22 protein-coding genes are annotated in these 18,013 nt (G+C 72.6%); 13 read left to right on the forward strand and 9 right to left on the reverse strand.

Annotated features, from left to right (window positions below; translation table 11 throughout):
- Together ACIGW2_RS00765 and ACIGW2_RS00770 are read left to right on the forward strand one after the other, a co-directional pair.
- On the forward strand, nt 1-615 hold the full coding sequence (locus tag ACIGW2_RS00765) for a GTP-binding protein (protein WP_399840425.1): 615 nt from the start codon (nt 1-3) through the stop codon (nt 613-615).
- A gap of 101 nt (nt 616-716) precedes the next feature.
- Nucleotides 717-1,850, forward strand: coding sequence for an FAD-dependent monooxygenase (locus ACIGW2_RS00770; RefSeq protein ID WP_399840426.1), 1,134 nt, complete (start codon nt 717-719; stop codon nt 1,848-1,850).
- Between the two features lie 68 nt (nt 1,851-1,918).
- Here ACIGW2_RS00770 and ACIGW2_RS00775 read toward each other — a convergent pair whose 3' ends face one another.
- The 6 genes from ACIGW2_RS00775 to ACIGW2_RS00800 all read right to left on the reverse strand — a co-directional run bounded on the left by ACIGW2_RS00775 (nt 1,919) and on the right by ACIGW2_RS00800 (nt 6,667).
- The gene (locus ACIGW2_RS00775; RefSeq protein ID WP_391652814.1) at nt 1,919-3,208 is read right to left on the reverse strand and encodes a hemopexin repeat-containing protein; all 1,290 of its coding nucleotides are present in this window, start codon (nt 3,206-3,208) and stop codon (nt 1,919-1,921) included.
- A gap of 92 nt (nt 3,209-3,300) precedes the next feature.
- Nucleotides 3,301-3,534 (reverse strand): hypothetical protein, encoded by a 234-nt coding sequence (locus tag ACIGW2_RS00780; protein WP_361587343.1) that lies wholly within the window; start codon nt 3,532-3,534, stop codon nt 3,301-3,303.
- A 38-nt stretch (nt 3,535-3,572) separates the two neighbouring features.
- Nucleotides 3,573-3,779, reverse strand: a complete 207-nt coding sequence (locus ACIGW2_RS00785) for a hypothetical protein (protein WP_361587341.1) — start codon at nt 3,777-3,779, stop codon at nt 3,573-3,575.
- Between the two features lie 42 nt (nt 3,780-3,821).
- Nucleotides 3,822-4,037 carry a hypothetical protein gene (locus ACIGW2_RS00790; protein WP_391652813.1) on the reverse strand — a complete coding sequence of 72 codons (216 nt, stop codon included), beginning with the start codon at nt 4,035-4,037 and terminating at the stop codon, nt 3,822-3,824.
- A gap of 51 nt (nt 4,038-4,088) precedes the next feature.
- Nucleotides 4,089-4,283, reverse strand: a complete 195-nt coding sequence (locus ACIGW2_RS00795) for a hypothetical protein (RefSeq protein ID WP_391652812.1) — start codon at nt 4,281-4,283, stop codon at nt 4,089-4,091.
- A gap of 20 nt (nt 4,284-4,303) precedes the next feature.
- A complete protein-coding gene (locus ACIGW2_RS00800; RefSeq protein WP_391652811.1) occupies nt 4,304-6,667 on the reverse strand; it encodes a S8 family serine peptidase in 2,364 nt (787 codons plus the stop codon).
- A 324-nt stretch (nt 6,668-6,991) separates the two neighbouring features.
- On the opposite strand from ACIGW2_RS00800, the gene ACIGW2_RS00805 reads away from it, so the two are divergent.
- Nucleotides 6,992-7,768 (forward strand): BTAD domain-containing putative transcriptional regulator, encoded by a 777-nt coding sequence (locus tag ACIGW2_RS00805; RefSeq protein ID WP_391652810.1) that lies wholly within the window; start codon nt 6,992-6,994, stop codon nt 7,766-7,768.
- Here ACIGW2_RS00805 and ACIGW2_RS00810 read toward each other — a convergent pair.
- Together ACIGW2_RS00810 and ACIGW2_RS00815 are read right to left on the reverse strand one after the other, a co-directional pair.
- Nucleotides 7,755-8,963 (reverse strand): Cmx/CmrA family chloramphenicol efflux MFS transporter, encoded by a 1,209-nt coding sequence (locus ACIGW2_RS00810; RefSeq protein ID WP_399840913.1) that lies wholly within the window; start codon nt 8,961-8,963, stop codon nt 7,755-7,757. The two genes, ACIGW2_RS00805 and ACIGW2_RS00810, sit on opposite strands and share 14 nt — an antisense overlap.
- Before the next feature lie 139 nt (nt 8,964-9,102).
- Entirely contained in the window at nt 9,103-9,567 is a 465-nt protein-coding gene (locus ACIGW2_RS00815) for a MarR family winged helix-turn-helix transcriptional regulator (RefSeq protein WP_391652809.1), read from the reverse strand.
- 117 nt (nt 9,568-9,684) lie between these two features.
- Between ACIGW2_RS00815 and ACIGW2_RS00820 the strand changes: the two genes are divergently transcribed.
- From ACIGW2_RS00820 to ACIGW2_RS00850, 7 genes are all read left to right on the forward strand, one after another.
- Nucleotides 9,685-10,095: a VOC family protein gene (locus ACIGW2_RS00820; RefSeq protein ID WP_399840429.1), complete on the forward strand. Its 411-nt coding sequence runs from the start codon at nt 9,685-9,687 to the stop codon at nt 10,093-10,095.
- A 179-nt stretch (nt 10,096-10,274) separates the two neighbouring features.
- Nucleotides 10,275-10,502: a hypothetical protein gene (locus ACIGW2_RS00825; RefSeq protein WP_391652807.1), complete on the forward strand. Its 228-nt coding sequence runs from the start codon at nt 10,275-10,277 to the stop codon at nt 10,500-10,502.
- Complete coding sequence (locus tag ACIGW2_RS00830) at nt 10,480-11,007, forward strand: DUF6879 family protein (RefSeq protein WP_391652806.1); 528 nt, start codon at nt 10,480-10,482, stop codon at nt 11,005-11,007. Before ACIGW2_RS00825 ends, ACIGW2_RS00830 begins: the two co-directional genes overlap by 23 nt.
- Before the next feature lie 13 nt (nt 11,008-11,020).
- Nucleotides 11,021-11,869 (forward strand): helix-turn-helix domain-containing protein, encoded by an 849-nt coding sequence (locus ACIGW2_RS00835; RefSeq protein WP_399840431.1) that lies wholly within the window; start codon nt 11,021-11,023, stop codon nt 11,867-11,869.
- A gap of 95 nt (nt 11,870-11,964) precedes the next feature.
- A complete protein-coding gene (locus tag ACIGW2_RS00840; RefSeq protein WP_399840433.1) occupies nt 11,965-12,408 on the forward strand; it encodes a glycine-rich domain-containing protein in 444 nt (147 codons plus the stop codon).
- Nucleotides 12,409-12,608: 200 nt separating this feature from the next.
- Entirely contained in the window at nt 12,609-12,908 is a 300-nt protein-coding gene (locus tag ACIGW2_RS00845) for a hypothetical protein (RefSeq protein ID WP_399840435.1), read from the forward strand.
- Nucleotides 12,909-13,048: 140 nt separating this feature from the next.
- Nucleotides 13,049-13,513, forward strand: a complete 465-nt coding sequence (locus ACIGW2_RS00850) for a carboxymuconolactone decarboxylase family protein (protein WP_399840914.1) — start codon at nt 13,049-13,051, stop codon at nt 13,511-13,513.
- Between the two features lie 22 nt (nt 13,514-13,535).
- Here the strand turns inward: ACIGW2_RS00850 and ACIGW2_RS00855 are convergent, their stop codons facing one another.
- Nucleotides 13,536-14,231, reverse strand: coding sequence for a hypothetical protein (locus ACIGW2_RS00855; RefSeq protein ID WP_399840436.1), 696 nt, complete (start codon nt 14,229-14,231; stop codon nt 13,536-13,538).
- Between the two features lie 153 nt (nt 14,232-14,384).
- Here ACIGW2_RS00855 and ACIGW2_RS00860 point away from each other — a divergent pair, with 153 nt between their 5' ends.
- From ACIGW2_RS00860 to ACIGW2_RS00870, 3 genes are all read left to right on the forward strand, one after another.
- Nucleotides 14,385-15,821 carry an MFS transporter gene (locus ACIGW2_RS00860; protein WP_391652800.1) on the forward strand — a complete coding sequence of 479 codons (1,437 nt, stop codon included), beginning with the start codon at nt 14,385-14,387 and terminating at the stop codon, nt 15,819-15,821.
- Nucleotides 15,822-16,153: 332 nt separating this feature from the next.
- Nucleotides 16,154-17,329, forward strand: coding sequence for a trans-sulfuration enzyme family protein (locus tag ACIGW2_RS00865; RefSeq protein WP_399840438.1), 1,176 nt, complete (start codon nt 16,154-16,156; stop codon nt 17,327-17,329).
- A 92-nt stretch (nt 17,330-17,421) separates the two neighbouring features.
- Nucleotides 17,422-17,976 (forward strand): MaoC family dehydratase, encoded by a 555-nt coding sequence (locus ACIGW2_RS00870; protein WP_361587324.1) that lies wholly within the window; start codon nt 17,422-17,424, stop codon nt 17,974-17,976.
- The last annotated feature ends 37 nt before the right edge of the window (nt 17,977-18,013 follow it).

Below are 18,013 nucleotides of genomic sequence, written 5' to 3' on the forward strand. Positions count from 1 at the left end.
ATGACCAGCACCTTCGTCCCGGCCGGTGCCACGGCCGGCGCCGCCGCGGCCCCCGCCGCCGTCAAGATCCTCGTCGCCGGCGGCTTCGGCGTCGGCAAGACCACCCTGGTCGGCGCGGTCAGCGAGGTCACCCCGCTGCGCACCGAGGAGTACCTCACCTCGGCCAGCGTCGGGGTGGACGACCTGGCCGGGGTCGGCGCCAAGGAGACCACGACCGTCGCCCTGGACTTCGGCCGGATCACGGTGAGCGACGAGGTCGTCGTCTACCTCTTCGGCACCCCGGGCCAGGAACGCTTCTGGTTCATGTGGAACGACCTGGTCAACGGCGCCCTGGGCGGGGTCGTCATCGCCGACACCCGCCGCCTCGACACGAGCTTCGCCTCCATCGACTTCTTCGAGAGCCGCCACATCCCGTTCGTCGTGGCGATCAACTGCTTCCACGGGGTCAACACCCGGACGCCGGAGGAGATCCGGTCCGCGCTCGACCTGGACCCGCACGTGCCGCTCCTCATCGGCGACGTGCGGCAGCGGGCCTTCGGCAAGGAGACGCTGCTGGCGCTGGTCGACCACCTGATGACCCTCCCGGACCCGGCCGCCGCCCCGACCCCGGCCTGACCTTTCCGCACCCCCGTCTCACTCTCGTCTCACCCCCGTCTCACCCCGTACGACCGAAGCCCTGCGGCCCTGAAGGCCCGAAGCCCCTGGAGGCACCCGAGATGGCATCCCCCCTGCGCGTCCTCGTCCACGGCGGCGGGATAGGCGGTCTCACGGCCGCCACCCTGCTGGCCCGTCGCGGCCACACCGTGGAGGTCGTGGAGGTCCGCGACGAGCTGGACGCGCTGGGCGTGGGCATCATCCAGCCCTCCAACGCTCTGCACGCCATGCGCGAGGCCGGTGTGCTCGACGCCTGCCTGGAGGCGGGCTTCGAGTGGGAGATCCTCACCATCGCCGACCCGGCGGGCACCCCGCGCGCCGAGATCCCGCAGCCGCGGATGGGCGACGCCCCGCCCGCGAACGGCATCCCGCGCCCCGCGCTGGCCGCGCTGCTCGGCGACGCCGCCCGGGCCGCCGGTGCCACGATCCGCTTCGGCGCCACGATCGCCACGCTCGACGACGACGGCGAGGGCGTCGACGTGACGCTCACCGACGGCTCCGCCGGGCGCTGGGACCTCGTCGTCGGCTTCGACGGCATCGGCTCCCCGCTGCGCACCCGCCTCTACGGCGACCGCTACACCCCCGAGTACACCGGCTTCGCCAACTGGCGGGTGACCGTGCCGCGTCAGCCGCAGGTGCGGGGCGTCGTGATGTGCATGGCGGGCCAGGAGGCGAAGGCGCTGCTCACCCCGATCACGGACGAACTCATGTACCTGGGCGTGGTGTTCGCCGAGGACGAGGACTTCCGGCCCGGCCCGGACACCGCGCACGAGGAGCTCGCCAAGCGCCTGGCGGCCTTCTCCGGGCCGGTCGCCGAGGCCCTGGCCGCCGTCACCGACCCGGCCTCCGTCGTCTACACCCGCATCTCGCAGGTGACGGTGGAGGACCCGTGGCACGTCGGCCGCGTGGTCCTCGCCGGCGACGCCGCCCACGCCTCCACCCCGCACCTGGCACAGGGCGCGGCGATGGCCGTCGAGGACGCCGTCGTCCTCGCCGACGCCCTGCGCGACGAGCCCACCGTCCCGGCCGCCCTCACCGCCTGGGAGGCCCGCCGCCGCCCCCGCGCCCTCTGGGTCCAGGCCCTCTCCCGAGCCGTCCTCAAGCAGGAGATGGGCGCCCCGACCACCCCGGAGGAGGACGCCCTCCTGAAGGTGGGCGTCCCGGGCGCGGCGCACGTGCTGGTCCAGCCGTACTGACGGGTCCAGCCGTTCCGAGGAGCGACGAGGGGGACGCGGGGACGCGCGGGCGCGGGCACGGGTCGGCGTCACGGAAGACTGGTGACGCCGACCTGCATGTGGATGTGGTCCTGGTGCTGGGACGCGAGCCCGGGGTCCTTGTGGTCCGGGTAGACCACGAAGCCGCCCCCGGCGAGGTCCGGCATGGGCCACTTGTTGTTCGCGCCGATCGCGTTGCCCTCGCACTCGAACGTGCCGAACCGGAAGGCGGTCGTGAACAGCCCGTACGCGAGCGGGTCGACCGACGGGGAGATGCGGACGACGCCCGGCTGCTGGTGTCCCGGCGGCAGCCGGCCCCAGTGCTTGAGGACCGACCGGGTGAAGGCGGTCCCGTCCAGCTCGCCGGTGATGCCGGAGAGGTCGATGGCCCGCCCCTGGTTGTGGCAGTCGTTGGGGTGGGCGGGGTTGCCGTGGCCGATGCCCAGGTGGAGCAGTTCGGCGACGTCCGGCTTCGAGGCGTTGATCCAGCGGCCGAGGCGGTACAGCGCGATCAGCATGCGCTGGTCGAGGTTGTCGATGACCGTGGCCGCGGGGGCGATCTCGTTGGTGTAGCGCATGCCGCCGAGGACGGGCGGGCTCACGACCACCCGCTGGTTCGGCTTGGGTGACGTGATGCCGGCCGGCCCGTCGACGAACGGCGGGCTCTTCAGGGCGAGGTGGCCGCGTCGCAGCAGGTCCGCCATCAGCTGGTTGGCCTGGCCGAGGGTGAGGAGACGGGCCGCGGTGACTGCGCCGGGCGGGGTCGGTGCGAGGCGGAACGAGGCGTCGAGCGGACCGTCGGCGTCCACCGCGTCGGCGTCCACGTCGAAGCGCCGGTACTGCCCGCCGCCGAAGAAGTACGCGTACCGCCCGCCCGGGTAGGCGACGGCGTCGATGCCCGAGGGGAACACCCCGGTCCAGTTGCCGGCGACGGGGCGCGGGTAGCCGGGGTCGACCCGGTCGGCGGTGATGTCGTACCGCACGTACTGGGAGCCCTTGAAGAAGTACAGCTTGCCGTTTCCCCAGTTCACGGCCGCGTCGACGCCGGAGGGGAAGAGGCCGGTCCAGTTGCCGGCGAGGGGTCGCGGGTAGCCGGGGTCGGTCTTGTCGCCCGGCTCGTCGTAGCGCAGGTACTCGCCTCCGGTGAAGGCGTACGCCTTGCCCGCGCCCCACCACGCGAAGGCGTCGGGCGAGCGGGGGAGGCCGGGCCACTTGGAGAGCGGCAGGCCGGAGTCCTCGCGGAATCCGGTGACGGAGTCGTAGCGGTCGTAGGTGTCGTCGTCGAAGAAGAGGTACGTCTTGTCGTTCGGCCAGGAGACGGCCGTGCGGAGGGCGGTCATGGTGTCGGTTCCTTCCGGGGTGCCCTGCGGGGCCGGGCCGCCGGTTGCTCGGCCCGGCCCCTTCCCCGTCCCTCACCAGGGCTTGTCGGACTTCACAGGACGCCGGCCCAGCGGCAGCCCCCGGTCGGGGCGCACTTCCAGCCGCGCCCGTACCCGTGCACGAGGGGCGCGGGGTCGGCCGGCAGGCCCCCGAAGGGGCCCTTCGGCGGCTGGTGCACCAGGAACTCGTCCTCGCCCGGGGGATGGGCGACGACGACGACGCGGAAGGGCAGGTAGTGCTCCCGCCGGTCCACCGCCGGTGCCTGTTTCGGCAGATCGAGTCGCATGGTGCTTCCTCAGATCGGACCCGTGCTCGTCCTGCTGCTCAGAACGGGAACAGGTCGTCGATGGTCTGACCCAGGATGTTGAACAGGCCGCTGGCCGCGGCGCCGTCGGAGGCCTCGTGGCCCTCGGGCCGCCGTCCCCTGCGGACCGGTGCGGACTGCTGGGGCAGCTGGAGCCGGAGCTGTCCGGGTGCGGACCGGCGGGGCGTGCGGTCGCCGCCGTCCTCGTCGTGGATCGCTTCGAACATCGTGCTCTCCTTTCCGGTGGTTCCCCGTGGTGGCGGGTGTCCTCAGAACGGCAGGACGTTGTCGAGCAGGCCGCCCAGCTTGCCCAGCAGGCCGCTGGCGGCGGCGCCGTCGGTGGCGTCCCAGCCCTCGGGAACCCGGCCGCGCGTGACCGGTGCGGACTGCGCGGGGAGCTGGGGCCGGAGCTGTCCGGGAGCGGACCGGCGGGGGGTGCCGGCGCCGCTGCCGGTGTCGTGGATGGTGTGGGTCTCGTCGAACATCACGGTGTCCTTTCGAGGTGTCCTCTTCGCGTGTTCTTCTCGACGGCTCGGTCAGGTGGCCACGCCGTAACTGCCGTAGCACATCTGCCTGGCCGGGCCGGTCAGGGTGGCGCAGGGGGACTTGGCGGCCCCGACGCCGGTACGGGCGTCCGCCGCTCCGGCCGCGCTCTCGTCGCGCCGGACGGGGCGGGCGAGCAGGGGCAGCGCTCCCGGACGGCCGGGAGGCGCGGTGCGCCGGGTGTTCATGGGGTTCTCCTCTCGTGGTGTCAGTAGGAACCGAGGAAGGTGTGGAACGGGGCGAGGCTGACCGGCAGTTCGTCGCTCACGTCGACCGTGAACTGGTACGAGAGCCGGGACCTGCGCTCGTCCTCCGGGTCGTAGAAGGTGACCGTCACGTCCTGGCAGTCCGAACCGACGCGGCAGTACGGGCTCTTGGTGACGACGACCGTGTCGAGGGCGTACAGGTTCTTGCTGGATCCGGGCACCCTGCTGGCGGACAGCAGTCCCTGGGCCAGCATGTTGCTGAACGAGTAGGTGTTGGTGCCCATGAAGTTGAGGGCGCGGTCCGCCGAGGTCTGGCCCAGGTTGCGGAACTGGTAGTAGATCTTGTCGAGGAAGGAGCGGATGGTCAGCCGCAGTTCGTCGTCGTCGCGGATCTTGACCTTCTGCTTGCGGCCCTCTTCGTGGATCTTCTGCATGACTGCGTCGACCAGCAGCGACTCGTGCCAGGTGTACAGACCGCGGCTCTTCACCTCGACTACCGGCACGATCTGGCCGGAGTAGAGGCGGGTGGTGCGGCCGGTGAGGACGCCCGGGATCGACACCCGGGAGATGTAGTCGGCACGCCGGTCCTCCTGGCGCTCGACGTTGATGGCCTGGCCCACGATGGCGTCACGGAACACCCGGTACACGGTCGACACCGGGGGGCTGGCCAGCATCGCGTGCATCTCCTCCAGGGACTTCTTCTTCGCGGCGGCGAGTTGGGCGACCGATTTACGGGTCTTCTGGACCTCTTCCGGCAGCACCAGGGGCTGACCCCAGTCCATGGCCACGGGTGTCTCGGCCTCCAGCGCGTACACGGTGGCGCCGTCCATGACGAGGGTCCAGGTGAGCTTGTCGCAGGCCCAGGGCGCGCCGAGGAGGTAGTCGCGGAGCTGGTTCACGTTGTACGGGTCCGGCTCCTGTTCGACCTCCTCGCCGTTGACCGTGGTCGTGACGTAGGGCATCTGCTGGCGGAAGCTGTCCCGGCGGGCCTCGGTCGGGTAGTCGAAGCCGATGGTGCCGATCGCGTAGACCAACTGGCGGCCGTTGCTCCCCGCGCCGGGCGCACCGCCTCCGCAGGTGCAGCCGGCCGGGTCGCCGCCGCATCCGCACGCGGGGCGTACGCCGGAGTGCGCGGGGGCGTACGCGGGGGCCGTGGGAGTCGGCGCGGGCGCCGGTGGCGCGGCGGGGGCCACCGGGGCCTGGGCCTGAGCCGGCGCCTGGACCGGTGCCGGTGCCGGTGCCGGGGCTTGGGTCGTCGGCGGCGGGGCGGGGGCCGCTCCGTCGGCGGTGACGCCGGCCGGCACCGGTGCCGGGGCCTGCGGTGCGGGTGGGGGCACGGGTGCGGGTGCGACGGGTGCGCCGGACGGGACGGGTGCGCCGGGTGCGGGGGCCGCCGCCGCTGGGGAGGCCTCGTGGGCTGCGCCGGCCTCGTACGGCGTGGGAGTGGGAGCGGCTGCTGCGGGAGTGGTCACGGCTGTCTCCTCTTTCCTGGTGACGTGGGCGAGGGCCCGGACGGCGTCCAGGCTGCCGCCGAGCCCGCGCCGGCAGGCCCGGGCGTCCGGGTCGGCGCAGTCGGGGGCGGTGGCCGTCGCGAGCAGCGCCTGCCCCGCGGCCTTGGGGTCCGCCGCTCCGCCGCCGGCCAGCTGGGCGGCGACGAGCAGGGCCGCCGTACCGGCCACGAGGGGGGTGGCGAAACTGCTCCCGGTCAGGGCGGCGACGCCGCCGCCGGGGGCGGCGCCCTCGATGTCCTGGCCGGGGGCGAGGATGGCGTGGGTGCGGTGGTCGGCACCCCCGTTGCTGAGGTCGAGCGGGCTGCCGTCGGCCGCGGCGGCGCCGACGGCCAGCACGGTGGGGTGCGCGGCGGGCACCTGGACGGCGTCGGCGCCGTCGTTCCCGACGGCCGCGACGACGAGGACCCCGCGGTCCGCGCAGAGCCGCAGGGCCCGGTCCAGCAGCGGGTCGGCCTGCCCGTCGGCGGCACGCTCGCCGCCGCTGATGTTGATGACGTGCGCGCCCTCCTCGACCGCCCGCTCGACGGCGCGGGCCAGGTCCAGCTGAGGCACCCGGCCGTTGCCGTCGTCCCGGAAGACCGGCAGGAGCAGTCCGCGGCAGCGCGGGACGAGCCCGGGCACGGGGCCGTCGGGGACGCCGAAGAGGAGGCTGGCGACATGGGTCCCGTGGAGGGACATCGGGCCGTTCCCGGCGGGTTCCCCGACGAGGGTGTCCAGGCGGGTCAGGTCCGCGCCCGCGAAGCAGGGGTGGGCGAGGTCGACCGGGCCGTCGAGCAGGGCCACGCACACCCGGGGGTCGCCGAACGGCTCATCCGGCCGTGCGCGGAGTTCGCCGAGGACCGTCCGAGGCTTCATCCCGATCCGCCCTTCCGTCCGTACCGGTGCGGATGCCATGTCGGTACGAGCGTCGGAGGGCGCCGTTGCGCCGGCGTCACCCGGACTGTCCAAGCGGCGTCGCCGGAGCGTTTCCGGAGCGTGCGCGCGAGCATTTCCGGGGCGTTCGCGGCGCCGGTCAGAAGGGTGCCGGGGCGGCCCGGGAAGGGCCGGGGAACGGTCGGGAGCCGGCGGAGCCGGGCGGCGGGGGAGGGGCCGGAACCCGCCGGGGCAGGCGTGGGGAGCGGGGGAGGCCGGGGCGGGGAGCGGATGCGTGATCCACCGGCCGGTTGCACAGTGAGGGATGTGTCATCGAACGGCGTATACCTCGAACTGCTCGGGGCCTTCGAGCTCTCATACGCCGGATGCCGCATTCCCCTCCCCTCGGGGGCACAGCGCCTGTTGGCGCTGCTCGCCGTGCGGACCGCCGGCGTGTACCGGGGTGCGGCAGCCGAGCTGCTCTGGCCCGACTGCGTCCCGAGCAGGGCGTCCGCGAACCTCAGGACCGCGCTGTGTCACGGCCGCCGGGCCGGGCCCGTCACCACGGTCGAGTGCGTGGACCGGCGGCTGCGGCTCGCGCCCGTCGTGGCCGTCGACCTGCACCTCGTACGGGCCGCGGCCCGGAAGGCGGCGACGGACGGCGCTCCGCCCGCGGAGCGCGAGGGCCTGGCCGCCCGGCTCCGGGAGGAACTGCTGCCCCGGTGGTCGGACGAATGGCTGGTGCTGGAGCGGGAGCGCTGGGACCAGCTGCGGCTGCACGCCCTGGAGGCCCTCGCGGAGCGGCTGCGCCGCGAGGGCCGGTATCTGGACGCGTTCCAGACCGCGTTGACCGCGACCCAGATCGACCCGATCAGGGAGACGGCCCAGCGCATCCTCGTCGAGATCCTGCTCGCCGAGGGCAACCGGGCCTGCGCCGTGAAGCGGTACCGGGACTACCGGCGGCTGCTGAGCCGCGAGTTGGCGGTCGAGCCGTCCCCCCTGATGACCCGTCTGGTGCAGGACGCCACGCGGCCCTCAGGGGGACGGCAGCCGGCGGCTCCGGGCCGGCGGGGGGCGGTGAGGAGAGAGGTCAGCGGCGGCTGATCGTCTCCTGCTCCGGCTCCTCGGCCGAGACGCCCATCACCACCCGCGAGCGGGAGGTGCTCAGGCGGAGGGAGACCGTGACCGCGGCGAGGCCGAGGAGGGTCATCGCGGCGCCCGCCCAGGCCGGGGAGGCGAAGCCGAGGCCGGCGTCGATGACGGTGCCGCCGAGCCAGGGGCCGCCGGTGTTGCCGAGGTTGAAGGCGGCGGTGGTGGTGGCGCCGGCGAGGGTGGGGGCGGCGCCCGCGACGTTGAACATGCGGGCGTTGAGCGCGGGGGCCGTGTAGAAGGCGGAGACGCCGAGGAGGAAGGTCAGGACCACCGTCGCCACCGGGCTGGACGCGAACAGGGCCAGGGCCACCAGGAAGACGGTGGAGGCGGTGATGCCGGTCAGGAGGACGCCGAAGAGGTGGGCGTCGGCGACCCGGCCGCCGATGTAGGTGCCGAGGAGCGCGCCGATGCCGAAGAGGGCGAGGACGCCGGAGACCCAGCCCTCGTCGAGGCCGGAGACGTCGGTGAGCAGCGGGGCCAGGTAGGAGAAGGCGCAGAAGACGCCGCCGGCGGCCAGCGCGGTCACGAGGACGGAGAGCAGTACCTGGCGGTCGCGGTAGATGACCAGCTCGCCCTTGAGCCGGGGCCTGGTCTCGGGCAGCGGGATGTGCGGGATGCGGGTGACGACGCCGACGAGGGCGATCGCGGAGGCGGCGCCGACGGCCCAGAAGGCGGAGCGCCAGCCGAGGTGCTCGCCGAGGAAGGCGCCGGCGGGGACGCCGAGGACGTTGGCGATGGACAGGCCGCCGATCATCACGGCCATGGCGCGGGCGCGGGCGCCCATCGGCACCATGGCGATGGCGACGGCCGCGCCGACCGCCCAGAAGCCGGCGCAGGCGAGCGCGCTGACCACGCGGGAGACGAAGAGCACCGCGTAGTTCGGCGCGAGCGCGCCGGCGACCTGGCCGAGGCCGAAGAGGCTGATCAGGGCGACGAGGGTGGTCTTGCGGGGCAGCCGGAGGGTGGCCACGGCGAGCAGCGGCGCGCCGACGACCATGCCGATCGCGAAGGCCGAGATGAGCAGTCCGGCGCGCGGGATGGACACGTTCATGTCCTCGGCGATGGGCGGCAGCAGCCCGGACAGCATGAACTCGCTCGTGCCGAGGGCGAAGACGGAGAGGCCGAGGACGTACACGGCCAGGGGCATGCGGGAGGACGGGGCGGCGGCGTCGGCGTGAGTCGGCGGCATGACATGGGCAACCCGCGGTTCGTGCCTGTCATTCCTCCGTGGGCGAACGTCTCGCGATACGGGACGGGGGCGCCGGCGGGGGCTTCCGGTGACGGCGCTACAGCTCCCGGTGCACCCGCAGCAGCAGCGCGTGCAGGGTGCGCCGCTCCTCCGCGTCCAGCGGGGCCAGCACCTCGTCCTGGACGGTGCGCGCCTCGGCGTCCAGCGCGGCGAGGGCGGTGCGGCCGGCGGGGGTGAGGCTCACGGAGACCCGGCGGCGGTCGCGCGGGTCGCGGGCCCGTTCGACCCAGCCGGCGGCGGCCAGTTGGTCGATCACCTTCGTCATGTCGCTGGCGTCCACCCCGAGTCGTACCACCAGCTCGCGCTGGGCGTGCGGCCCGAAGTCCGCGAGGGCAGCGAGCACCGCCATGTCCCACAGGCGCAGGCCGCGCCCGGCGAGGCGGGTCGCGAGGCGGCCGCGGGCGGTCTTGCCGACCCGGGAGAGGAGGTAGGTGCTCAGGTCGAGGAGGGCGGGCGGGGTGGCGCGGGCCGCCCGGGTCTCGGGGGAGTCTTCGGCGTTCATGACCGGAATTCTAGGGTGTGGACCCATAGTTGGTCCGCACCCACTAATCTGCATGCGACCAGCTCCGCACCCACTCGCCCAGAAACCCACCCAGGAAACCCACCCAGGAGGCCCGGCATGGACGCCCTCTACCCCCGGCTGCTCGTCACCCGCTTCCCCGACTGCTTCCGCTTCTACGCCGCCGTCCTCCCGCCCCTCACCGGCGCCCGCCTCGCCAAGGGCGGCCCCGACGGGCCCTACGCCAACTGGGACCGGGACGACGAGGCCGTCCTCTCCCTCTTCGACCGCGCCGCCATGGCCGCCGCCCTCGGCACCACTGCCCTTCCCGCCGAGCCCGCCGGCCCGGCGCAGGCCACCGGCCTGCTGGTCCTCCGCGTGGCCGACGTGGACGCCTCCTTCACCCTCTGCACGACCCACGGCGCCACCCCGGTCACCACCCCCACCGCCCGCCCCGAATGGGGCCCGCACCTGCGCAGCGCCCACGTCCGCGACCCGGAGGGGCGGCTGATCGAGCTCCAGTCGTACTGAGTGGCGCCCGGCGGGGGGCGCGGACCTGCGGATCCGCTGTACGGGACACGGGTGCTCGCCGTTCGCTCCGGATGGAAGCCGACCATCTGTGCAAGTTCGTGCAAGGCGAGTGCGTCCCACCGGTCGTGGCGTGCAAGCTCTCACTCGGAGACCGTCAGTGACGAGCGAGGAGTACACCCATGGCTCTGCACAAACTCGGCAGGGATCCCGAGAGCAAGGACGGCGGCTCGCCCACCATCTATCTGGACGACGCCCGGGACACGTACCTCGTGCAGGGGTTCAAGGTGACCGACTCCGAGCGCCGGGACCAGATGGACATCCCCGGTCACGAGGACGTCATCGAGCTGCCGCGCCGGATGGTCCAGTTCTTCCTGGAGGTGAACGGTGACGGCAGTCCCGTCGTTTGAGGACCTTCTCGCATCGATCGAGCACAGCGCCATCCATCTGGAGATGCGCGACGGGTACATGGAGTCCGACCCGAGCTTCGTGGCATGGAAGCGGGGGCTACGGAACCAGCCCGAGGACAACGACCCCGCGTTGCGCCCCTGGCTGCGCTGGGTCCGTCAAGCCGTCGACCGCGGTGTGAGGATCCGCCGGGCCCGGGTGTTCTCCGTCCCGGAGTCCGACTACCTCCGGTTCGAGCACCATGTGTCCGACGCCAACGTCGAGGCCGGTGAGGAGATCCGCTGGCTTCCGCGCCGCCATGCCACGGACATCGCCTTCCCCGGGAACGACTTCTGGGTCTTCGACGACAAGACCGTGCTCGTCCTGCACTTCGACGGGAACGGCGAGGCCGCCCCCGGGGAGTGGCTCGAACTGACCGAGGACCCCGCCGTCCTCAAGCTGTGCACCAGTGCCTTCGAAGCCGTCTGGCACCGTGCCACCCCGCACGCGGAGTACCGGCCCGCCTGACCCCGAAGCACCCGTGAACACGTCACCCTCATCGACTGTCCAGGACGCCCGCGCTGCCTTCGGCAAGCGCCTGCGAGAGATCCGCAGGCTCACCGGCATGACAGCGCGGGCACTCGCGATCCGGGCCGGCTGGAGCGAGTCCAAGGCATCGCGCATCGAGACCGGCCGCACTCCGCCGTCCGACGCCGACCTTCTGACCTACGTCACGATCTGCGGAGTCCCCGACCAGTACGAGGACCTGCGCGCCGCCGCCCACGGCATAGACGAGATGTACGTGGAGTGGAAGAGGCTCCAGAGGAACGGGCTCAAGCGGGCCCAAGAGGCTCACGTCTCTCTGAACGCGCGTACGCGTCGCTTCCGCATCTACGAGCCCGGCGTGGTGCCCGGGCTCCTCCAGACGTCCGCGTACGCCACCGCCCTGATGAAGCGCATCGTCGCCTTCCGGCGCATCCCGGACGATGTCGACGCCGCTGTGGCGGTCCGGATGCAGCGGCAGCGCTACCTCAGGGACACTCACCGCCAGTTCGCCGTCGTCCTGGAGGAGACGGCGCTGAGGTCCCGCTTCGGAGGCCCGGAAGTCATGGCCGCACAGCTCGGCCACCTGCTCACCGTGGCCGCGTTCCCGCATGTCAGCCTCGGAGTCATCCCGATGGCGGCCGAGCGTGTGATGTGGCCCGTGGAGGGCTTCTGGATCTACGACGACGCTCAGGTCAGCGTCGAACTGGCCACGGCGGAGATCACCATCAAGCAGCCGAGCGAGATCGCGACGTACGCGCGGATGTTTTCCGAGCTGGCGAAACTCGCCTGCTACGGGAAGCAGGCACGCGCACTCGTCGCGGATGCCATCGCGGCCCTGGAGTGAACCCGCGCAAGTGCGTGCAACTCCGTTGAGGCCAGGTCACCTGCGGGCCGATGCTCGCGGCAGATGCCGAGAACCCGCGGAGAAGGGACTTCCACATGACGGTCGCACCTGAGAGGCCCGTCGCGCTGCGACGTGGCCAGGATCTCGTGGCCCCGGAGCTTTTCGACAGGCTGGCTGCGTTCTGCGCGGAGGAGTACGGGCTCGATCCGGCGACGGCCGTGCGGGTCATGAACGAGGGCCTGGCGTTCCTGTGGACGATGGGTACGACCGGGAAGGGCGCCGTCATGGCACCCAGCCGGGACGTGGACCCGGCGTGGCACACGTTCATGCTGCACAGCCAGGAGTACGCGGCGTGGTGCGAGGAGCACTTCGGCCGGTTCCTGCATCACGCGCCGAACTCCAAGACCCGCAGCGGTGGGCTGATGCTCGACGTCATGGAGCTGATGCACGGGGCCGGGTTCGCGGTGGACCGGTCGCTGTGGGGGTTCACAGCGAATTGCAACGAGCCCGCGTGCTGCGGCGACGGTCCGTGCTGCTGACCTGACCGGTTCCATGGGACGAGAGCGTGGTCCGGACGTGGAGAAGACGTCCGGGCCGCGCGGCTGACGGAGTCGACGACATGCATCACAACGGCGGCGCGGAAGGCCGCACCCGTACCTGTGTCTTTCCTCTGCTCGGGACCGTCTTCGGATACGCGACGCATCACCTGGACGAGCGAAGGCTCGGCGAGGTGGGGATCGTGGGACCCCTGACCCCGGGCGTGGACGTCTCCTGGTTGTGGCAGCTGGCGGCGCACATGAACAGGGAGGCCGCGACCGAAGGCGAGAAGGCTCGGTGGATCCTGCTCCAGGCGCACCGGGCGTTCGTCTGTGGCGATCTCCTCGCCCGCTGGGACGAGACGGGCTGGAAGCTGGAACCGGGCGGGCGACGCATCGACTTCGGCGGCGCGTGGTGCAACCGGTACGAGTTGTGGACCGGAAACCTCACCATCGAAGGCGCCACACCGGACATGGTCGCGCCCAAGCCCACCCGGTACTGAGCGGAAAAAAACTTCCCGGGATCCGTCACACATTCGCCCCGCGCTCCGTCAGTGCAGTGAAGACGACGCCACAGGACGCCGGACGGCGCCCGAGACGAAGGAGTACAGCCGTGACGAACACCAGCGCCCCGATCTCCCGGATGGCCAACCCCGCCGAGTTCGTGCCGGAGATCAACGACATCAGCGCCGCGATGTTCCGGGCCACCGGCAACCACTCCGTGCCGCGCACCACCATCAACCTGGTGCACCTGCGGGCCGGTCAGATCGTGCGGAACACCTACCTGACCGTCCTGAACACCAGCTTCCTGCGCAAGGCCGGCGAGTCGGAGGAGCGCATCACGGCCGTGTCCTCCTGGCAGGACGCGCCGTACTTCACCGCCGCCGAGCGGGCCGCGCTCGCCCTGGTCGAGGCCACGCTGCAGCCCGCTCCGCACGGCCGGGAGCGCGTGACGGACGAGATCTACGCCGAGGCGGCGAAGCACTACGACGAGAAGTCCCTGGCCACCCTCACCGTCGCGATCGGCCAGATCGGCTTCTTCATCGCCCTCGCCGTCATCGGCAAGCCCCAGCCGGTCGCCTCCCTCGCCGACGAGCAGTGGGACTGACCCGGGTTCCCCGGGGGACGGTTCAGGCGTCGCGGACGGGGGCCGCCAGCTCCGCCAGCTCCCGTTCCAGGTTCTCCCGCGCCCGCTCCTCCCAGGCCGCCGCGCCGTACGGGGTGCGGAACAGGCGCGGGAGGGAGAGGAGTTGGCGCAGGACGGCGGCGCGGCCGTCGCGGAAGGCGGCGTCCGGGACGAAGGCGTACTCCTCGCGGACCGCCTTCGCATACCCCCTGTAGGTATCGGGGTCGCTCGCCAGGATCGCGAGGTCCGCGTCGCAGAGGGTCTCGCCGTTGAGGTCGCCGGGGGCCGGGTCGTGGGTGACCGTGAGGCGGACCAGGCGGGCCACCTCCGCGACCTCGTGGGGCGTCAGGCCCGCCTCCGTGAGGGCGCGTTCGGCCAGGGCGGCGGAGCGCTCCTCGTTCTCGGTGCGGTCCGGGCGGTAGACGGCGTCGTGGAACCAGGCGGCCAGGCGCACGAGTTCCAGCTCCCCGCCCTCGCCGCCCTGGTCGGCCAGCTCGTCGATGCGGTGGAGCACCGCCCGCAGGTGGTCGGCCGTGTGGTAGCGGCGCTGCGGCTCGGTCCAGCGGTTCAGCAGCTCACGGCCGTACGGCAGGGGGTCGGGGCCCTCGCGGCCGGCGCGCGCGGCGAGCAGCGTCGTGGTCCAGCGGTGGAGCAGCTCCTGCTCCCGGTCTTCCTGGTCTGCCTTCGTCGGGGCGGTCATGGGGGCATTCTGCCGCCCGCGCGCCGGGGCGCCGGCCTCCGTTCGACGCAAGCGCGCACTCATCTCGCTCTTACATACCCCCCATGGGTATGCTACGGTCCTGCGTGCAGGTACCCCCCAGGGGTATGTCACCGCGAGCGAAGGGTCAGGGCAATGTCAACCGTCAATCCCCGGCGCTGGTGGGCACTTGCCGTGCTCGCCGCCGCCCAGTTCATGGTCATCATGGACACCTCCATCATCGGCGTCGCGCTGCCGAAGATGCAGCAGGACCTGGGCTTCTCCCAGAGCGAGCTGCAGTGGGTCTTCAACGCCTACGTGATCGTCTTCGGCGGTCTGCTGCTCCTCGGCGGCCGTCTCTCCGACCTGATCGGAGCCCGCAGGATCTTCGTCTCCGGCTGGGCGATCATGATCGTCGGCTCGGTCCTCGCCGCGGCCGCCCAGACCGCCTGGGTCGAGATCGCCGGCCGCGCCGTCCAGGGCGTCGGCGGTGCGCTCATCGCGCCCTCCGCCATGACGCTCCTGATGATGCTGTTCATGCACGACCCGCGCGAGCTCGGCAAGGCGATGGCGCTCTACGGCGCCGCGGCCCCCGCCGGCGGCACCGCCGGCGTCTTCCTCGGCGGCGTTTTCACCGAGTGGGCCTGGTGGCAGCTGTGCTTCGTCATCTACGTCCCGATCGGTCTCGCGACCCTCGCCGCCACCAAGCTCCTCCCGAACGTCGAGTCCCGCCGCGGCTCCGTCGACGTCCTCGGCGCCGTCGCCGTGACCGCCGGTCTCGCCCTCGGTGTCTTCGCCGTCGTCCGGGCCCCCGAGGTCGGCTGGGGCGCCACCGCCACCGTCCTGGAGCTGGCCGGTGCCGTCGTCCTCATCGCCCTCTTCTTCGTGATCCAGAAGGCCGTCCGCGAGCCGCTCATGCCGCTCAGCGTCTGGCGGGTCCCGCGCCTCGGCTCCGCCAACCTGGCGATGACGCTGCTCGGTGCCGCCTGGATCCCGATGTGGTACTTCCTCAACCTCTACCTCCAGCAGGTCCTGCACTTCGGCGCCTTCGAGTCCGGTGCCGCGCTGCTCCCGATGACCGTGCTCCTCATGATCTTCATGACGGCCATCACCTCCCGCCTGATGGCGAAGGTCGGCGCCAAGCCGCTCATCGGCGTCGGTCTGCTGGTCCTCGCCGCCGGCCTGGTCTGGCTGGCCGCCGTCGAGCCCACCGGCACCTTCCTGGTCGACGTCCTGCCGGCCTCGCTGGTCGCCGCGCTCGGCATGTCCCTCGCCTACATCCCCACGATGATGACCGCGATGTCCGGCGCGCCGCAGGAGCAGGCCGGTCTCGCCTCCGGCATCGTCAACACCACCTACAACGTCGGCTCCGCGCTCGGCCTCGCCGCGCTCACCGCCGTCGCCATGTCGCAGGGCGCCGCCGAGCTCGGCAACCTGCCCAAGCTGACCGAGGGCTTCTCCGCTGCCTTCATCGGCGCCGCGATCATCGCCGCGGTCGGCGGTGTCGTCACCCTCCTGGTCATGAAGTCCGACAAGGCCGCCGCGGCCGAGGCCGCCGCTCCCGCCCCGCAGGGCGAGAAGGTCGCCGCCTGAGCTGCCGCACCGGAGCCCGACGCAGAAGGGGCCGCCCGATGTTCCGCACACCGGACATCGGGCGGCCCCTTTCCCGTATCCGGGTGCCCGGCCGGCCTCCGTCCCGTACCCGGGCCGGCCCGGTCCCGTACCCGGACATCGGCCGGCCCCTTTCCCGTATCCGGGTGCCCGGCCGGCCTCCGTCCCGTACCCGGGCCGGCCCGGTCCCGTGCCCGGGTGTCCGGCCGGCCCCCGTCCCGCATCCGGGTGTCCGGCCGGCCTCCGTCCCGTACCCGGGTGTCCGGCCGGCCCCCGTCCCGTACCCCGAGCCACTCCGTCCGAGAGGAACCGCCGTGGAGCTGAACACCCGTGCCGTGCACGTCGCCAACCCGCCCCTGCCCTCCGGCAGCCACCCGCTCTCCGTGCCCCTCGTCCAGTCCTCCGCCTTCGCCTTCTCCTCCGCCGACGAGCTCGCCGAGGCGATGGCCGGGCCCGACGGGCAGTACGTCTACAGCCGGCGCGGCAACCCGACCGTACGGGCCCTGGAGCAGACCCTCGCCGAGCTCGAAGGGGGCGCCGGGGCCCTCGCCTTCGCCTCCGGGATGGGGGCGATCAGCGGCGTGCTGCTCGCGCTGCTCAAGCCCGGCGACCGGGTGGTCGCGCAGCGCTGCCTGTACGGGGGGACCTACGCCGTCCTGTCCGACCTGGCCGCCCGGTACGGCGTCCACGTCACCCCGATATCCGGCGACGACACCGCGGAGTTCGAGGCGGCCGCCCAGCACCCTGCCACCCGGCTGCTGGTCCTGGAGACCATCGCCAACCCGACCGGTCAGGTGCCCGAGCTGCCCGGGCTGCTCGCCGCCGCCCGCCGGATGGGCATCACGAGCCTGGTCGACAACTCCCTCGCCTCGCCCGTGCTGTGCCGGCCGCTGGAGCTCGGCGCCGACGTCGTCGTGCACTCCACCACCAAGTACCTGTCCGGCCACTCCGACGTGCTCGGCGGCGTCGCCGTCTTCGCCGACGACGCCCTGCGCCGCACCGTCTGGCCGCGCACGGTCGAACTCGGCGCCTGCGCCGACCCGTTCGCCGCCTGGCTCACCCTGCGCGGCATCCCCACCCTGCCGCTGCGGATGCGCGCGCACTGCGCGGGCGCCGCCGTGCTCGCCGAGCGGCTCGCCGGGCACCCCGGGGTCACGGCCGTGCACTACCCGTGGCTGGCCGGCCATCCCTCGTACGCCACCGCCCGCAAGGTCCTGTCGGGCGGCGGCGGGCTGCTGTCCTTCGAGCTCGCGGGCGGCCGGGACGCCGGGCGGGCCTTCATCGAGGGCGTCCGGCTCGCGAAGCTCGCGCTCTCGCTCGGAGGCGTGGAGTCGCTCGTCACCCACCCCGCCTCCACCTCGCACCGGGAGCTGGACGCGGGGGCGCTCACGGCCGCCGGGATCGCGCCGGGGCTGGTGCGGATGTCGGTCGGCATCGAGGACGTCGAGGACCTGTGGGCGGACGTCCAACAGGCCCTCGAACGGGGGTGATTCGGTCTTCTTTTGGGTTGACAAAATAAATGGTCGATTCGTAGATTGGGTGATGCCAGGAAACGACACTCCTAGGTCAAGGAGGGCGCGCGATGCGCTACTTCGAGGACTTCCGGCCCGGCGACGTCCACGAGCTGGGCACCGTCACCGTCACGGCGGAGGAGGTGCTGGAGTTCGGCAAGCGCTTCGACCCGCAGCCCTTCCACACGGACCCCGAGCTCGCCAAGGACTCGCAGTTCGGCGGGCTGATCGCCAGCGGCTTCCACACCCAGGCGATGTTCATGCGCCGCTACGTCGACGGGCTGCTCGCCTACAGCGCCTGCATGGGCTCGCCCGGCATCGACGAGGTCCGCTACCTGCGTCCCGTACGCCCCGGCGACGTCCTGAAGGCGCGCGTCGAGATCCTCGGCGCGACCCCGTCGCCCTTCAACCCCACCAGCGGCACGGTCAAGCCGCGCTGCACGCTGGTGGCCGCCGACGGGACGGCCGTGTTCAGCATGATCCTGCACAGCATCTTCCGGCGCCGTCCCGCCGGATCCGAGGCCGGACGTCTGTCGTCGATGCCCGCCGCCGAGGACCCCGCCGGCTGCTGCTCCCGCGGCACCCGGGCGGAGAAGAGCACTGTCGCAGCGGCGATGAGCGCCTGAGGCGATGAGCGCCTGAGACCACGCCGGACACGGCCGT

Origin of the sequence: Streptomyces sp. NPDC053541, from assembly GCF_044544705.1 — a bacterium.
Lineage (GTDB): Bacteria > Actinomycetota > Actinomycetes > Streptomycetales > Streptomycetaceae > Streptomyces.

Excerpts from the sequence above, each read along its gene's own strand:
- ACIGW2_RS00825 (WP_391652807.1), top strand. The coding sequence starts at position 10,275 with ATGGCTCTGCACAAACTCGGCAGGGATCCCGAGAGCAAGGACGGCGGC.
- ACIGW2_RS00775 (WP_391652814.1), bottom strand. The coding sequence starts at position 3,208 with ATGACCGCCCTCCGCACGGCCGTCTCCTGGCCGAACGACAAGACGTAC.
- ACIGW2_RS00855 (WP_399840436.1), bottom strand. The coding sequence starts at position 14,231 with ATGACCGCCCCGACGAAGGCAGACCAGGAAGACCGGGAGCAGGAGCTG.
- ACIGW2_RS00800 (WP_391652811.1), bottom strand. The coding sequence starts at position 6,667 with ATGAAGCCTCGGACGGTCCTCGGCGAACTCCGCGCACGGCCGGATGAG.
- ACIGW2_RS00780 (WP_361587343.1), bottom strand. The coding sequence starts at position 3,534 with ATGCGACTCGATCTGCCGAAACAGGCACCGGCGGTGGACCGGCGGGAG.
- ACIGW2_RS00790 (WP_391652813.1), bottom strand. The coding sequence starts at position 4,037 with ATGTTCGACGAGACCCACACCATCCACGACACCGGCAGCGGCGCCGGC.
- ACIGW2_RS00810 (WP_399840913.1), bottom strand. The coding sequence starts at position 8,963 with ATGCCCCTGGCCGTGTACGTCCTCGGCCTCTCCGTCTTCGCCCTCGGC.
- ACIGW2_RS00795 (WP_391652812.1), bottom strand. The coding sequence starts at position 4,283 with ATGAACACCCGGCGCACCGCGCCTCCCGGCCGTCCGGGAGCGCTGCCC.
- ACIGW2_RS00770 (WP_399840426.1), top strand. The coding sequence starts at position 717 with ATGGCATCCCCCCTGCGCGTCCTCGTCCACGGCGGCGGGATAGGCGGT.
- ACIGW2_RS00820 (WP_399840429.1), top strand. The coding sequence starts at position 9,685 with ATGGACGCCCTCTACCCCCGGCTGCTCGTCACCCGCTTCCCCGACTGC.
- ACIGW2_RS00860 (WP_391652800.1), top strand. The coding sequence starts at position 14,385 with ATGTCAACCGTCAATCCCCGGCGCTGGTGGGCACTTGCCGTGCTCGCC.
- ACIGW2_RS00850 (WP_399840914.1), top strand. The coding sequence starts at position 13,049 with ATGGCCAACCCCGCCGAGTTCGTGCCGGAGATCAACGACATCAGCGCC.
- ACIGW2_RS00840 (WP_399840433.1), top strand. The coding sequence starts at position 11,965 with ATGACGGTCGCACCTGAGAGGCCCGTCGCGCTGCGACGTGGCCAGGAT.
- ACIGW2_RS00785 (WP_361587341.1), bottom strand. The coding sequence starts at position 3,779 with ATGTTCGAAGCGATCCACGACGAGGACGGCGGCGACCGCACGCCCCGC.
- ACIGW2_RS00815 (WP_391652809.1), bottom strand. The coding sequence starts at position 9,567 with ATGAACGCCGAAGACTCCCCCGAGACCCGGGCGGCCCGCGCCACCCCG.
- ACIGW2_RS00765 (WP_399840425.1), top strand. The coding sequence starts at position 1 with ATGACCAGCACCTTCGTCCCGGCCGGTGCCACGGCCGGCGCCGCCGCG.
- ACIGW2_RS00870 (WP_361587324.1), top strand. The coding sequence starts at position 17,422 with ATGCGCTACTTCGAGGACTTCCGGCCCGGCGACGTCCACGAGCTGGGC.